The organism is Luteolibacter luteus (assembly GCF_012913485.1).
Lineage (GTDB): Bacteria > Verrucomicrobiota > Verrucomicrobiia > Verrucomicrobiales > Akkermansiaceae > Haloferula > Haloferula lutea.
In genome coordinates this window covers 1,950,689-1,965,217 of the sequence record NZ_CP051774.1, presented here as the reverse complement: position 1 = coordinate 1,965,217, position 14,529 = coordinate 1,950,689, and the positions used below count along the sequence as shown (strand labels likewise).

The 14,529-nt window shown below is 59.4% G+C and carries 11 protein-coding genes, 1 tRNA gene and 1 CRISPR repeat array; of the genes, 10 read left to right on the top strand and 2 right to left on the bottom strand.

The annotated features are described in order from the left end of the window. Window positions 1–3: 3 nt before the first annotated feature. A complete protein-coding gene (locus HHL09_RS08015; protein ID WP_169454045.1) occupies window positions 4–624 on the bottom strand; it encodes a 3-keto-alpha-glucoside-1,2-lyase-like domain-containing protein in 621 nt (206 codons plus the stop codon). Between the two features lie 149 nt (window positions 625–773). On the opposite strand from HHL09_RS08015, the gene HHL09_RS08010 reads away from it, so the two are divergent. Both HHL09_RS08010 and HHL09_RS08005 read left to right on the top strand, forming a co-directional pair. After that, a complete protein-coding gene (locus HHL09_RS08010) occupies window positions 774–1,454 on the top strand; it encodes an HAD-IIIA family hydrolase (RefSeq protein WP_169454044.1) in 681 nt (226 codons plus the stop codon). Between the two features lie 81 nt (window positions 1,455–1,535). Continuing rightward, window positions 1,536–1,608: transfer RNA gene (locus HHL09_RS08005), tRNA-Lys, on the top strand. A gap of 294 nt (window positions 1,609–1,902) precedes the next feature. Here the strand turns inward: HHL09_RS08005 and HHL09_RS26835 are convergent. After that, window positions 1,903–2,169 (bottom strand): DUF488 family protein, N3 subclade, encoded by a 267-nt coding sequence (locus HHL09_RS26835; protein ID WP_425491640.1) that lies wholly within the window; start codon window positions 2,167–2,169, stop codon window positions 1,903–1,905. 228 nt (window positions 2,170–2,397) lie between these two features. On the opposite strand from HHL09_RS26835, the gene HHL09_RS08000 reads away from it, so the two are divergent. From HHL09_RS08000 to HHL09_RS07965, 8 genes are all read left to right on the top strand, one after another. Next, window positions 2,398–4,716: a CRISPR-associated endonuclease Cas3'' gene (locus tag HHL09_RS08000; protein WP_169454043.1), complete on the top strand. Its 2,319-nt coding sequence runs from the start codon at window positions 2,398–2,400 to the stop codon at window positions 4,714–4,716. Beyond that, window positions 4,713–5,444 (top strand): type I-C CRISPR-associated protein Cas5c, encoded by a 732-nt coding sequence (cas5c, locus tag HHL09_RS07995; protein WP_169454042.1) that lies wholly within the window; start codon window positions 4,713–4,715, stop codon window positions 5,442–5,444. The genes HHL09_RS08000 and cas5c overlap by 4 nt, the downstream gene beginning before the upstream one ends. Further along, on the top strand, window positions 5,441–7,192 hold the full coding sequence (gene cas8c, locus HHL09_RS07990; RefSeq protein ID WP_169454041.1) for a type I-C CRISPR-associated protein Cas8c/Csd1: 1,752 nt from the start codon (window positions 5,441–5,443) through the stop codon (window positions 7,190–7,192). The genes cas5c and cas8c overlap by 4 nt, the downstream gene beginning before the upstream one ends. 40 nt (window positions 7,193–7,232) lie before the next feature. Beyond that, window positions 7,233–8,090 carry a type I-C CRISPR-associated protein Cas7/Csd2 gene (gene cas7c / locus HHL09_RS07985; RefSeq protein ID WP_169454040.1) on the top strand — a complete coding sequence of 286 codons (858 nt, stop codon included), beginning with the start codon at window positions 7,233–7,235 and terminating at the stop codon, window positions 8,088–8,090. A 20-nt stretch (window positions 8,091–8,110) separates the two neighbouring features. Next, a complete protein-coding gene (gene cas4 / locus HHL09_RS07980; protein ID WP_169454039.1) occupies window positions 8,111–8,758 on the top strand; it encodes a CRISPR-associated protein Cas4 in 648 nt (215 codons plus the stop codon). Then, the gene (cas1c, locus tag HHL09_RS07975) at window positions 8,755–9,795 is read left to right on the top strand and encodes a type I-C CRISPR-associated endonuclease Cas1c (RefSeq protein ID WP_169454038.1); all 1,041 of its coding nucleotides are present in this window, start codon (window positions 8,755–8,757) and stop codon (window positions 9,793–9,795) included. Before cas4 ends, cas1c begins: the two co-directional genes overlap by 4 nt. A 27-nt stretch (window positions 9,796–9,822) precedes the next feature. Next, the gene (gene cas2 / locus HHL09_RS07970) at window positions 9,823–10,113 is read left to right on the top strand and encodes a CRISPR-associated endonuclease Cas2 (protein WP_169454037.1); all 291 of its coding nucleotides are present in this window, start codon (window positions 9,823–9,825) and stop codon (window positions 10,111–10,113) included. 232 nt (window positions 10,114–10,345) lie between these two features. Continuing rightward, a CRISPR array of direct repeats spans window positions 10,346–13,756; the repeat unit is 31 nt; unit sequence GTCGCTCCTTCACGGGAGCGTGGGTTGAAAC. Window positions 13,757–14,195: 439 nt separating this feature from the next. After that, window positions 14,196–14,492, top strand: coding sequence for a hypothetical protein (locus HHL09_RS07965; RefSeq protein WP_169454036.1), 297 nt, complete (start codon window positions 14,196–14,198; stop codon window positions 14,490–14,492). Window positions 14,493–14,529 lie beyond the last annotated feature (37 nt).

Below are 14,529 nucleotides of genomic sequence, written 5' to 3'. Positions count from 1 at the left end.
GGCTTAGAGCGTCCGCCACCTCAAATTCCGGAATTCCCCTGTGGTCTGCCAAGTGGCCAGCCCGAAAGGGGCGCAGGAGTCGATCGGGCCCGGTCTCAGCGACAGTTTGCGGCCCGCGGTATCGATTCCGATGACCGTCTCTCCGTCGATCCATGCGTCGATCCGCTCACCTTCCCGCCTTAGCCTGAGTCGGTACCAGCGCTCTTTTTTAAACGGTCGATGGAGAGTGGTCTCGTTTTCCGAAGCATCCTTGTCGTCGATGGAAGAGATGCCGACCAAGCTACCTCCCCAGCCGCCGACGATCCAAGTGACACTTTCCCCGGTGCTCCGGGCGGGAAAAGTGATCCCGCAGAAAAAGTCTGTCCCGTCGATCCGGCGCGCCTCGAGCTCGAGCTCGAAGGGGGGCAGGACAGCTGCTCCCGTCCACTTTGCCGCGCTCAGGCCCTCTCCCCATTGAAGCCGGAGTGTTCCGGGTTCGGGGATCGTGAGCTGGCCCCCCATTGCCGATTTCCAGGAAGAATCCTCCAGCGTATTCCAGGTCGGGGAAGGCTCGGCAGGAGTCTCCGCGGCTTTCTCCCCGATCTTCTCCCTCCGGCAAGACCCGCATGCTGCTGTTGCTGCCATTCCTATCCATGCCCGGCGCTTCATCCTGCTTTACTACGCCGGAAGGACCGCCGCCTTCCAGATTCCCCCGGTGAAGATCGGAGTCGCCCGGAGAGCGCCTTCTCGCGACGGTTCTTGTCGGCATCGGTTTCTTTTCTACCCTTCGCCCGGTGATCCGCGCTCTTTGCTTCGACGCCGCAGGAACCCTCATTGAGCCTGCCGAGCCGGTTGCGGAAGTCTACGCCCGGACTTCCGCTGCTGCCGGATACCCGGTGGAAGTGGATGCAGTGAGGCGCGCCTTCGGGGTCACGTTCTCCGGAATTGTTGATCCGGACTGGGATTCGCATCCGCATGGCGATGCTGCCGAGCGCGAGTGGTGGAAATCTGTCGTGTGCGGGACTTTCGGCGAGATCCTCGGAGAGCCCCTGCCGGATGCCTTCGGGCGGGAGATCTTCCATGCGCTCTTTGATCACTACGCGGATCCTCAGGCGTGGCGGGTGTTTCCGGAGGTTCAAGAGGTGCTGGCCGCCTCACGGGAGGCAGGATTCCGCATCGCCGTGGTTTCGAATTTCGATCGGCGTCTCCACGCGATTCTGGAAGGCCACGCGCTTCACTTCGAAGCTGTGATTACCTCCGCGGATGCCCGGTCCCGCAAGCCGGAGCCTGCGATCTTCCGCCATGCACTGGCTCTACTCGGCCTTTCTCCTCAGGAGCTTTTTCACGTCGGGGATTCCCGCATCGCTGACTTGGAGGGTGCCCATGCTCTTGGAATCCCCGCCTTCCTCCTCGATCGTCCCGAAACAGGCCTCCGCGAATTTCTCGATGTGGCCTTGGAAAAGGGGGGAAAATGAACTTGCCAAACCCGGACCCCGCCACTACCCATCCCGGCCCCGGCCGCTGGCAAGATCAGCACCGGATCACCGGAAAGAAAAGCGAGGATAGCTCAGTCGGTAGAGCAGTTGGCTTTTAACCAATTGGTCCTGGGTTCGAATCCCAGTCCTCGTACTTTCTATAATGAGCACGGATAGAAGGCGGCGATCGCGGCCGCCTACGCGCTGCTCGAAGTCGAGATGGTTGCTCCGGACGCCTCGAGAGCTCGCAAGATAGCCATTGAGGGGCTAGGGTTTTCGGCTCATTCGACCAGTTCATCCCGAGAATCGGAATGAGTGGCGCTGCTATTCGCGGCCCTGTCTGCCGCCAGCGAATCAAATCTCGATGATCCGAATATTTGGCAGCGCCGCTCGCTAGCCAAGGTGGCCTTCAAGATCGGATTTCATCGGGAGAGGAATTCGCGGAGGACTACGGCATTGTTGTGCTCTTCGTCATAGGCACCGTAACCGATGGGATGATTCTTCCTTTCACGGGGGGGGCTCCGGGCAGCGATCCCGATTCATTGAGGTAGCGGCGGCGCAAAGTTGTGCTCGGGACAACCTCCTTCAACCGCGCTGCTAGCTGAAGTTCCTCCTTGGAAACTCCTCGTGGCCATATCCGGGCTACAAGGGAGAACTTGCCTTCGTCGACCGCGGCGGGCTCACGGGCATGTTTGAGATGGATTCTCGCCACCATTCGTTCGGGTGTTCCTCTAGATCCGCTGTATAAGTTGATAGCTTGATGGAAGTTGGGGAAGGTGAGCAAAATAAGATCGCTTTGCTTTGTGTGGGTTGGGGTTATCGGATGACCTATAGTTCGATAGGCTAGCGTTGGAGAGATGGCCGCTTAAGACAACTTTTTACTTGTCTTGTGTCGAGTTTGGTGTTCGTATGAACGCTTATATTGCGGTTCTTCCTCCCAACTATGCCTTCCTATGCTCACAGTGTGCCCGGTGCCCTTTGGGAACCACTCTTCACTCCGTTAGGGAGTGGGCCCGGCCAATGTGGCGGTGCAAATTGTCAGGAATGCGAACGACTGTCTGCTGATCACGGCCATCTCAATAAGGTCGCATACTGGGCCGCCACCTTCGCCGCCGCCATGTTCCCTCCCGGCCCGGACCGCGACGCCGCCTGGCAATGGGGCTATCTGGCAGGCCTGTGGCATGATCTGGGGAAATTTCCTCCCGAATGGCAGGCTTACCTTAGATCGAAGGCTGATCCTCATCTCGGAGACGTTTCCGGGAAAATGGATCACTCCACTGCAGGGGCTCGTCACGCGGTGAGAACAGATGAGGTGTTCGGGCATTTGATTGCGTATGTGATCGCGGGGCATCACTCGGGATTGCTTGATGGCCGCTCGAATGATGCATGTCAGGCAAGCCGGCTCGCGAAGCCATGCAGCCATGATGCCGAGGATATCCCGCTGGATATCATCTCTCCTTCCCTCTCGAAGCCGCCTCCCTTCCTCCTGTCCACCGGGGATGGTCACGCATTCTCCTTCTTCACCCGCATGCTCTTCTCCTGTCTGGTGGACGCGGATTTCCTCGCCACCGAAGCATTCATGAATCCTGCCCATGCACGCGTGCGGAATGAGGTGCCTGAAGACATCTTCCCGACCATGGCCGCACTCGTGGAGGCCCGGATCGAAAGCTTCGGGCAGCCAGCACCCGGAGATTCTGTCAACTTCCAGCGGCGTGTGGTGGTCGAGGATTGCAAGAGAGCGGCAGGGAGGTCTCCCGGTCTGTTCTCGCTCACGGTCCCCACCGGAGGAGGCAAGACCCTCTCCTCCCTGCTCTTCGCTTTGCGCCACGCCATCGCCCATGGACAATGCCGGATCATCTACGTGGTGCCTTTCACCTCGATCATCGAGCAAAATGCCAGCGTCATTCGTGAGATCGTGGCTCCGCTCCAGACCGCGACATTCACTCCTCTCATCGAGCATCACTCGTCGCTCTCTCCCGACGATGAGACGCTTCAATCGAGGCTTGCTGCGGAGAATTGGGACGCGCCGATCGTGATTACGACTGCGGTGCAATTCTACGAGTCGCTCCATGCCTCGAAGACCTCTCGCTGCCGCAAACTTCACCACATAGCGAATTCGGTCGTCATTCTGGACGAAGCACAGACTCTTCCCGTCGATTTCCTGGAGCCGTGTTTGAGGGGTATCCGGGAGCTCGCCTCAAATTACCGGGCCACGGTGGTTCTCTGCACGGCTACCCAACCTGCCATCCACTTCCACCCGGAAGACTTCAAGATCGGTCTGCAGGATTGTCGCGAGATCATCTCCGATACCGCAACGCTCTTTGCATCGTTGAAGCGGGTGAAATGCGAGTTCTGCGGTGATCTGCCGGATTCGGGTTTGGTTGGACGCCTCGCATCCCATTCTCAGGTCCTTTGCATCGTGAACCGCCGGAGGCACGCACAGCAGATCTTCGAGCGATTGGGAGGCGGGGAGGGGAACTACCATCTCTCCGCCCTGATGTGTCCGGAGCATCGCAGCATGGTCCTCGCGGAAATCCGGGATCGTTTGGACAAAGGGATGGCAGCCAGAGTGGTCTCGACGCAGTTGATCGAGGCAGGCGTGGACGTGGACTTCCCGGTCGTCTTCAGGGCTTTGGCGGGTCTGGACTCCATTGCTCAGGCTGCGGGTCGCTGCAATCGCAACGGCACGCTTCCCGAAGCTGGCAAGGTTTACATCTTCCGGCCGGAGGACACCCGTGCCGAAGCCTACTTCAGGGAGACCGCCCAGGTAACCGGTGAGTTGCTTGGCCTCCATGAGGACCTTCTTGGACAGGAAGCTATCCACGACTATTTCGATCTCTACTACTACCGGCAGAGCCGCCGCTGGGATGCGAAAGAGATCCTTTCCCGCTTCCGCCTTGAAGGCCGGGACAGGGCCTTTCCCTTCCACTTTCAATTCGCCTCGGTGGCGAGAGACTTCCGGCTCATCGAAGACTGGCAGGTTCCCGTGATCATCCCTTTCGATGAGAGGGCGGAGAGATTGATCAGGGAATTGAGGAATCCGTCCATTCCTCTTCATCGCGGGCTTTTGCGCGGCTTGCAGCGCTATACCGTCCAGATTTCTCCGCGCGTGAGGGATGATAATATCCGCTCCTTCGAAGTCCTGCGCGAAGGGCAATTCCATGTCCTCATCTCAAACGATCTCAACTATTCACCGGATTTCGGCCTTACCTTCGACGAAGCCCATGCGGGCGCACAAAACCTGATCTGCTCTTCCTCATGAAATACGGAATAACCCTCAAGATCTCCGGCGATTACGCGCTCTTCAGCCGACCGGAGATGAAAGTCGAGCGAGTCTCCTACGATGTGATGACGCCCTCTGCCGCACGCGGCATTTTGGAGGCCATCTATTGGAAGCCTCAGATCCGCTGGATCGTGGATGAGATCCATGTCCTGAACCCGATCCGCTTCACCAATATCCGGCGTAACGAGGTCTCCTCGAAGATCCCAGTAAAAGGATCTTCCGGCGTGAACGCCGCGATGCAGGATCCGGAGATTCGTCCCTACATGGATGTCGCGGAAAACCGCCAGCAGCGGGCCTCGTTACTTCTAAAGGATGTGGCTTACGTCATCAGGGCTCACGTGAGGGTTCTCGATGCACGGCTGGAGAAAGGCGGCGATCAGATTCCACTCCCGGAGCCGGAAGCCGTGGGCAAGCATTTGGAAATGTTCAAGCGCCGCGCGAGGAGAGGGCAGGCCTTCCAGCAGCCGTACTTCGGTTGTCGCGAGTTTCCGGTGCGCTTCGAGTTGATCGAAGAGGAGGCGGACCTTCCTAAGCCGCACGACTCCTTTGCGGGGGAGAAGGATCTTGGCTTCATGCTGCATGATATCGAGTTCGATGCGGATCGCGCCACCCGCCGGGTGAGATCCACCACCCCGCACTTCTTCCGGGCTAGCCTTGTCGATGGTGTCATCAAGGTGCCGAAACTTCCCTTCGCGATAAGAGCATGATCCTCCAATCTCTCCATGAACTCTACGGCCGGCTTGCGGATGATTCTTCCTATGAGATCGCCCCACCCGGATCCTCGCCTCAGAAGATCAGCTTTGAAGTGATCCTGAATTGCGATGGTAGCTTCGATGTCCACGACTACCGGAAGCCGGATGCGAAGGGGAAACTTCAGAACGATATTGTGCTGGTTCCCGGTGAAGCGAAACCATCCGGCTCGGGAATCAATCCCTGTTTCCTGTGGGATAACCAGACCTATCTCTTGGGCCGTCAGCCGGTGGACAAGGCCGATGGCTTCGGGGCAAGCCGCTTCGAGGCGTTTCGGGACAAGCATCTGGTGCTGGAGAAAGAGATCGGGGATGAGTCTTTCTCGGCGGTCTGCCGCTTCCTGAGGGAGTGGAAGCCGGAGCGCATCGCGGAATTCCCGATTCTCGACGAATTGCTCACCGGCTTTGGCATCTTCCGGCTGCAAGGGGAGAAGAGGCCCGTTCATGAAGCACCCGCCGTGCAGGCTTGGTGGCGGAAGACGCTATCTCAGGAAGAACCGGGTACTTCCGCCCAATGCCTCATTTCCGGAGCAGTGGGGCCTGTCGCCCGTCTGCATCCGAAAATCAAAGGAGTAACCGGTGCGCAGTCTTCCGGTGCTTCCCTTGTATCCTTCAATGCCTCTGCCTACGAATCCTATGGCAAGGAGCAAAGCTACAATTCTCCGGTGGGTGAAGACGCGGCCTTCCGCTATGGGACCGCATTGAATTCCCTGCTCACCGGACCGAAGTCTTCCAAACACCGCATCCGCATTGGAGATACCACGACCGTCTTTTGGACGGAGAAGCCGACTGCGATGGAAGACTGCTTTGCCGGGTTGATTTCCTCCGGTTCACAGGCGGTGGAAGAGGCGCAGGACGAAATTCAACGCGAGCGGATCACCCGGCTGCTGGAAGCGGTCCGCAGCGGGGGACACTTCCAAGAGTTCGGCGACCCCGATACTCCGTTTTTCATTCTGGGACTGGCCCCGAATGCCGCGCGCCTCTCCGTCCGTTTCTTCCATCGCTCCACCGTGGGAGAACTCCTGACGAAACTCCACGACCATCACCGCTGCATGGAGATGGTGAGGCAGTTCACCACCGCATCCGGGAAAGGGTTTCCCGATCCCGAGTTCCCTGCCGTCTGGCAGATCCTGCGGGAGACCGCTCGGGTGGTGGACGAGATACCGCCCCTGCTCGGGGGAGGACTCCTTCGCTCCATCGTGGAAGGCACTCCTTATGCGGAGGGGCTCTTCTCCTCTGTTATCCGTCGTATCCATGCCGATCGCACGATCGGGTATCTCAGAGCTTCCATCCTCAAGGCCATACTGGTCCGCAATCACCGCCAATCCTTCCCTGTCATGCTTGATCCAGCTAACAATGAACCCGCCTACCTCCTCGGACGCCTCTTTGCAGCCTTGGAGAAAACGCAGGAAGACGCCCTCGGGAATCTCAACGCCGGGCTCCGCGACCGGTTTTATAGCGCCGCTTCCGCGACTCCCGCCAGTGTCTTTCCGCGCATCCTGCGAACCTATGGTCATCATCTGGGGAAGCTTCAGACCGGGGCTCGGATCACTCGCGAGAAGTTGATCCAAGACATTGTAGGTCCGATTTCCAGCTTTCCGAACCAGCTCAATCTCCGGAGCCAAGGCGTCTTCGCCATCGGCTACTACCATCAGCGGAAGGCCTTCTTCACGAAGAAGGACAACGGCAACGGCGCTTCGGAATGAACCTTTTCTCTTTCTCCAACCAGAATTCCAAACCGACATCATGAATCATCGCTACGACTTCCTCTTCCTCTTCGATTGCCAAGACGCGAATCCCAACGGGGACCCGGACGCGGGCAATCTCCCCCGCATCGACGTGGAGACCGGCCAAGGTCTGGTCACCGACGTATGCATCAAGCGCAAGATCCGCAACTTCGTGGCTCTGACCTCGGGTAATGCCGATGGAAAAAGGATCTATTTCACCGAGGGCGGCGTTCACAACAACCAACACAAGGAAGCTCACAAGGCCGTGGGTATCCCCGAGAAGGAGGGGAAATCCCCGAAAGACGGGCTGCGCGACAAGGCGACGGAATGGATGTGCGGGACCTACTACGATGTTCGTACTTTTGGCGCGGTCATGTCCACCGAGGTCAACTGCGGCCAGGTTCGCGGTCCTGTGCAGCTTTCGTTCGCCCGCTCGATTGATCCCGTGGTTTCGAGCGAGCATGCGATCACTCGTTCTTCGGTCACGAATGAGAAGGATGCCGAAAAGGAGCGCACGATGGGTCGGAAGTTTACCATTCCTTATGGTCTCTACAAGGCGCAGGGCTTCGTGAATCCGTACCTCGCGCTGCAAACCGGCTTTGATGACGGGGACCTTGAGTTGCTTTTCCAATCGCTGGAAAACGCATTCCAGTTCGACCAAACCGCCGCCCGTCCGGCCGGTAGCATGTCCCCCCGCGGGCTGATCGTATTCAAGCATGAGAATCAATTGGGAAAGGCTCCCAGCCACAAGCTTTTCGATGCGGTGCAGATCAAGAAGAAGGATGGCGTGGAGGTTCCCCGGTCCTTCTCTGACTACGAGGTGACGATCGACCGCTCCGCGATTCCTGATGGAGTGGAGATCATCGAGAGGATCTAGACGGGAGCTGCCCCCTCTTCATGTATCCCGAGGACCAGCTCATCCCGATCTCGGCCTTGCAGCACTGGCTGTATTGCCCGCGGCAGTGTGCGCTGATCCATCTGGAGCAGGCGTGGAGCGAGAACCGCTTCACGGCGGAGGGGCGAGCGATGCATGCGCGCGCCCATGAGGGGCCGGATGAATCGAGGGCCGGGGTCCGCATCACGCGCGGGCTGCCGGTTCGTTCCCTGCGCTTGGGAATCTCCGGCCAGTGCGATGTGGTGGAGTTCCACACCGGCGGGCGGATCCTGCCCGTCGAATACAAGCGCGGCAAACCGAAGTCCCATCGGGCGGATGAGGTGCAGCTCTGCGCCCAGGCGCTGTGTCTGGAAGAAATGCAAGGCACCGCGATTCCCGGCGGCTGCCTCTACTACGGGGAACGCCGCCGCCGCACCGAGGTGAACTTCGATGCGGAACTGCGGGACCTGGTCGCCTCCACGGTGCAGGCGGTCCATGCCTGCTTCGCGGGCGGGATCACGCCCCTCGCCGAATACGAGGCACGGCGCTGCGATGCCTGCTCGCTGATCGGCATTTGCCAACCCCAGTCGCTGCGCTTCCGGAGAGGCGCGGCGGCGTGGTTCGACCAACGTCTCCGGGCCTCCCTCCTTTCCTCCGGCGATCTCCCGTGAAACGGCATCTCAATACACTCTTCGTCACTCTGGAAGGTGCCTACCTGAGAAAGGATGGCGCTGCCGTGGAGATCCGCCATGAGGGCGAAACGAAGCTCCGCGTGCCGCTCCACAATCTGGAAGGCATCGCCTGCTTCGGCTGGGACATCGGCGCCTCCGCCGCGCTCATGGCCGCATGCTCGGAGGCAGGAGTGGCTTTCTCCTTCCACAATCCCCACGGCAAGTTCCTGGCGGCCACGCGCGGCTTCACCTCCGGGAATATCCTCCTGCGGCGGGAGCAGTACCGGCGTGCAGATGACGAGGCCTGTGCGGTCGCGATCGCGGCAAACATGCTGGCGGCGAAGCTGGCGAACAGCCGGCAGGTGCTCATGCGCACCGCCCGCGACCATGGCGGAAGCTCCCCGGCGCGGGCGACGGCCCTGGGACAAGCGGCGGATTCCCTCGCGGTGCGCGCCGGCCTGCTCGGCCGCGCGACGACGCTCGATTCGCTTCGGGGAATCGAGGGCGATGCCGCCGCCACTTACTTCGGCGTCTTCCCGCATCTGCTGGTGAATCACGATCCCGGCGTCTTCATCACCGGCAGGTCTCGGCGCCCGCCGCTCGATCCGGTGAATGCGCTGCTGTCCTTCCTCTACTCGCTGCTCATGCACGATTGCCGGAGCGCCTTGGAAGGCTGCGGGCTGGATCCTCAGTGCGGCTTTCTCCACCGGGATCGGCCCGGGCGGCCATCCTTAGCTCTGGATCTTATGGAGGAGTTCCGCGCCTTTCTCTCCGACCGAGTCGCGCTCACGCTCATCAACCGCCGCCAGATTACCGCGGGGGACTTCCGCAGGGAGGAATCCGGAGCTGTCCTGCTGAAGGAAGATTCGCGCAAGGAAGTCTTGGTAGCATGGCAGGAGAGAAAGCAGGTTGAGATCACGCACCCCTTCCTGGATGAGAAGGTCACGATTGGTTTGCTACCTCACTTGCAAGCGCGGCTGCTCGCCCGTCACCTGCGCGGGGATTTGGATGCTTATCCTGCCTTTCTCGCGAAATGAAGGCCCACCTTTTGAACGATATCCGTCATGTACGTACTCGTGACCTATGATGTGAATACCTCGACGCCAGCCGGGAAAGCACGGCTCCGCCGCACGGCAAAGGCCTGCTTGGATTATGGGCAGCGGGTTCAGAACTCGGTCTTTGAGTGCAAGGTGGACCCTGCGCAATTTGTCGCGATGCGAGGCCGGCTGTTGGAAATCATCGACCCGGCGACTGACAGCCTGCGTTTCTATCACCTGGGGTCGAACTGGCAGCACCGGGTGGAACATCACGGGGCGGATCCGGGGTACGACGTGGAAGGCCCTCTTGTGATCTAGCAATCGATTGGATATTTTTTTGGCTAGTTACGTAGAAAAATCGGACCCGTGGCACCGCGAACCCGAAGCTCCCGGTGGAAGTCCGGGAGTTTCGCGTTGGTTGTAACTGCCTCCTGTCCTGCTCTTTGACATTCGCGAACTTGAAAGAAGGAATTTTCGTGGACCGGAATCCAGCCGGTTCGCGGAAACATCCGTGCTTTCCTTACCAGCGGAAGGGAATAAGGATCCCGCTGTCGCTCCTTCACGGGAGCGTGGGTTGAAACGCCAACCCTTGCGCAAGGGTCGCCTCTCTTGATCGTCGCTCCTTCACGGGAGCGTGGGTTGAAACAATTCATAACTGCAATTTAAAATGGTCCCCGCCTGTCGCTCCTTCACGGGAGCGTGGGTTGAAACAAACGACACCCACGGCAACGGGTCATGCGGGAAGTCGCTCCTTCACGGGAGCGTGGGTTGAAACATTGGAGAGGGACCGGCGCACCCCTGCGGCGAAGGGTCGCTCCTTCACGGGAGCGTGGGTTGAAACACCCCCGAAGGCGTGGTGATCACTCCTCCGGCAGTCGCTCCTTCACGGGAGCGTGGGTTGAAACAAGGAGGCGAATGGGGTGAATGCGAAGCTCGAAAGAGTCGCTCCTTCACGGGAGCGTGGGTTGAAACGGACTCGCAGCCGAAGACCACGACGCTTGGAGGGTCGCTCCTTCACGGGAGCGTGGGTTGAAACTGCGCACAGCGGAGAAGGCTGCCTATGCTGCCCGTCGCTCCTTCACGGGAGCGTGGGTTGAAACTTCCTCTCCATGGTGGCGGTGGCTTTAGCCATCGTCGCTCCTTCACGGGAGCGTGGGTTGAAACAGCTCCGGATCCGGCAGACCCGGCAAGGTATCCTGTCGCTCCTTCACGGGAGCGTGGGTTGAAACAACCGCAAGAGGCGGTGAAGACATTCGAGCCTAACGTCGCTCCTTCACGGGAGCGTGGGTTGAAACTCCGTGTCGGAGATCCCGCCGCGCACACAATAGTCGCTCCTTCACGGGAGCGTGGGTTGAAACATACTCCACACATTCCTTCGCATTCGGCCTGAAAGGTCGCTCCTTCACGGGAGCGTGGGTTGAAACGGCGAGGACGTCGAGTCGCTGGCGCGGATCAAGAGTCGCTCCTTCACGGGAGCGTGGGTTGAAACTGATATGCTGTCGTTTCTTAGTCAGAGTCGTAAGGTCGCTCCTTCACGGGAGCGTGGGTTGAAACTCGTCGTTTCCGGCGAGGAGCCCGAAGATGATCGTCGCTCCTTCACGGGAGCGTGGGTTGAAACGCTTCGCTCTTACTCTTCGTTGCGGGATGCAGGCGTCGCTCCTTCACGGGAGCGTGGGTTGAAACACCTGGAAGCGGGCGCCGTCGTTCTCTGCCGTGAGTCGCTCCTTCACGGGAGCGTGGGTTGAAACGAAAACTCACCGTATTCGATGAGCACCTTGCGGGTCGCTCCTTCACGGGAGCGTGGGTTGAAACAGATGATCGCGAGTGCAACCGCTGCGGGACTCTCGTCGCTCCTTCACGGGAGCGTGGGTTGAAACAGCTGCACCACGGTCGCGCCGCCCCCGCCATGAAGGTCGCTCCTTCACGGGAGCGTGGGTTGAAACAACCGCACCCAGGAAAACCTGGTCAAGGGCGGCGGTCGCTCCTTCACGGGAGCGTGGGTTGAAACGTGACGTATGTGACTGGGTGCTCAGCCGGGCGGGTCGCTCCTTCACGGGAGCGTGGGTTGAAACTGCTGGGAATAGATGGCCGTGCCGGTCGAGGCGGGTCGCTCCTTCACGGGAGCGTGGGTTGAAACCACCCGAAACAGTAGTCTTGCTCGCCGGTGATCGAGTCGCTCCTTCACGGGAGCGTGGGTTGAAACATCGACGACATCGGCCAAGCACCGCACGCCGTGCGTCGCTCCTTCACGGGAGCGTGGGTTGAAACCGTTAGACGGGCGACTTCCCGGATGCTGCGGGGCGTCGCTCCTTCACGGGAGCGTGGGTTGAAACGGTGTCCAATGTGGTATTGCCAACATTGGTGGTCCGTCGCTCCTTCACGGGAGCGTGGGTTGAAACCAATTCGATACCCCAATGACTACAACTGCATTAGTCGCTCCTTCACGGGAGCGTGGGTTGAAACGCCACGGGCGGGATCTTGGTGAACTCCGCGCAGAGTCGCTCCTTCACGGGAGCGTGGGTTGAAACAAGACTTCCGTCGGGACGCCGGCGAACATCACGGGTCGCTCCTTCACGGGAGCGTGGGTTGAAACTTCATGTCCCGCGTCACCGACGCCGAGATCTTGCGTCGCTCCTTCACGGGAGCGTGGGTTGAAACGTTTCGAAGCTGCCAGGCACCGAAGGCCACAGCAGTCGCTCCTTCACGGGAGCGTGGGTTGAAACACGAAGGCTTCCGGATCGGTGATCAGGCGCATCGTGTCGCTCCTTCACGGGAGCGTGGGTTGAAACTTCGACTCTACGAAATCCTCTCGGGTTGTGACGCGTCGCTCCTTCACGGGAGCGTGGGTTGAAACGTCACTCTCACGCTCAATCATCATTTGTTTGAGGTCGCTCCTTCACGGGAGCGTGGGTTGAAACAGTACCAGCATGGCGGAATACCTGGGTGACCAGGGTCGCTCCTTCACGGGAGCGTGGGTTGAAACAATGGCAAGCGCGCGACGGTGAACGCCGCCTATCGTCGCTCCTTCACGGGAGCGTGGGTTGAAACGCCTTCCGCTTCCGCTGGTCGATCTTGGCCGCAAGGTCGCTCCTTCACGGGAGCGTGGGTTGAAACTCGAAACGGCGGCCGATCGGCATGGGCTTCTTTTGTCGCTCCTTCACGGGAGCGTGGGTTGAAACATGAGGCCGGTCAGGATCTCGCTGGTGGGAATGTGTCGCTCCTTCACGGGAGCGTGGGTTGAAACGGGTGCAGGATCGCGGCAAAGCCACCCTTGCCGTGTCGCTCCTTCACGGGAGCGTGGGTTGAAACATCGTAGGACGCAGCATTGCGGCCAGTGATCACAGTCGCTCCTTCACGGGAGCGTGGGTTGAAACCACAAAAACGGGGATCTGCTAGCGAAGGCCAAGAGTCGCTCCTTCACGGGAGCGTGGGTTGAAACGACACGATGAGCTTCTTCGAGGATATCTCGATCTGGTCGCTCCTTCACGGGAGCGTGGGTTGAAACTGCGAAAATGGCGGATATTCTCGCGGGAGACGCGGTCGCTCCTTCACGGGAGCGTGGGTTGAAACACCTTGACGGTGCCACCCTTGCCGAAAAGCAGCACGTCGCTCCTTCACGGGAGCGTGGGTTGAAACCGATAACTGGCGTAAGAGTGGCGCAGGACATCCGTCGCTCCTTCACGGGAGCGTGGGTTGAAACGTGACGTCGAGCACGCAGGGATCGCCCGGATTGATGTCGCTCCTTCACGGGAGCGTGGGCTGAAACAGTTCGGGCCCGACAACACCGGGCGTCAACGTCGCGTCGCTCCTTCACGGGAGCGTGGGTTGAAACAATGGCTCCGACGAGTATTTCGAGATCGAGGAAGTCGCTCTTTCACGGGAGCGTGGGTTGAAACAACGAAGAGGAAGGCAAGATCGGCGAGATCACCAGTCGCTCCTTCACGGGAGCGTGGGTTGAAACAGCGCGAGAGGCGAGCCGGTCATGCCGGCCGCGGGTGCGGAGGGAATGTATTCACCGGCATGTTTTGACTGCTTCTGGACCATAGGTCTGAGGCGCTCGTCATCAAGTTGCAGCGGGCTGAGAAGGACTAATTGTCCGCAGTTTTGAACATCTTGCTCCATGAAGGCTCAAAGGTTCTAGATGGTTCTCTGTTTCAAGATGGAGTTGAGGCGTCGAACGGTATCCAGATGTCAAGAAGGGTCCCTCCGGAAGTAATGCTGATTCGAGGTAAGCGGCTGATAGTCTGATGCCCAGTCGCCAAAGGGCTGATGCATTTTCTTTGTGGTTGTATGAGGCCCGTGTGAATTCACTCACTTCAACCAGTTGGGAGTTGACCCAGGATGGATTTCTTGGGTGGACTGATGCCATGAAATGTCTCTCGTGTATCTCCATGGAACCGATGATTCGACTATTCAAGTCGAGTGGTATTGCAGTCGGTTTCCTCGGGTCAGCCATGGGAAGCACGACTTCGATCGGCATCTACCACCAAGTAGGGACCTCTTGGCTGATTAACCCTTCCAATTCAGAAGATGAACTCCCTCAAGATACGGACGGCGATGGCCTGACTGATTCTTGGGAGATCCAGTTCTTTGGAAATCTCCGCGACCAGTGTGGCAGTGATGACCCGGATGGTGACGGCGTTAACAATGCCGAGGAGATGGCGGCGGGGACCAGTCCTACAAACCGCTGGGATTGACTCGCTAAGCCATTCGGCCTCGCCGCCCCAATCGCTT

Coding starts and splice junctions, on each gene's coding strand:
- cas5c (WP_169454042.1), top strand. CDS start 4,713: ATGAAATACGGAATAACCCTCAAGATCTCCGGCGATTACGCGCTCTTC.
- cas8c (WP_169454041.1), top strand. CDS start 5,441: ATGATCCTCCAATCTCTCCATGAACTCTACGGCCGGCTTGCGGATGAT.
- cas7c (WP_169454040.1), top strand. CDS start 7,233: ATGAATCATCGCTACGACTTCCTCTTCCTCTTCGATTGCCAAGACGCG.
- HHL09_RS07965 (WP_169454036.1), top strand. CDS start 14,196: ATGATTCGACTATTCAAGTCGAGTGGTATTGCAGTCGGTTTCCTCGGG.
- cas2 (WP_169454037.1), top strand. CDS start 9,823: ATGTACGTACTCGTGACCTATGATGTGAATACCTCGACGCCAGCCGGG.
- HHL09_RS26835 (WP_425491640.1), bottom strand. CDS start 2,169: ATGGTGGCGAGAATCCATCTCAAACATGCCCGTGAGCCCGCCGCGGTC.
- HHL09_RS08015 (WP_169454045.1), bottom strand. CDS start 624: ATGGCAGCAACAGCAGCATGCGGGTCTTGCCGGAGGGAGAAGATCGGG.
- cas4 (WP_169454039.1), top strand. CDS start 8,111: ATGTATCCCGAGGACCAGCTCATCCCGATCTCGGCCTTGCAGCACTGG.
- HHL09_RS08000 (WP_169454043.1), top strand. CDS start 2,398: ATGCCTTCCTATGCTCACAGTGTGCCCGGTGCCCTTTGGGAACCACTC.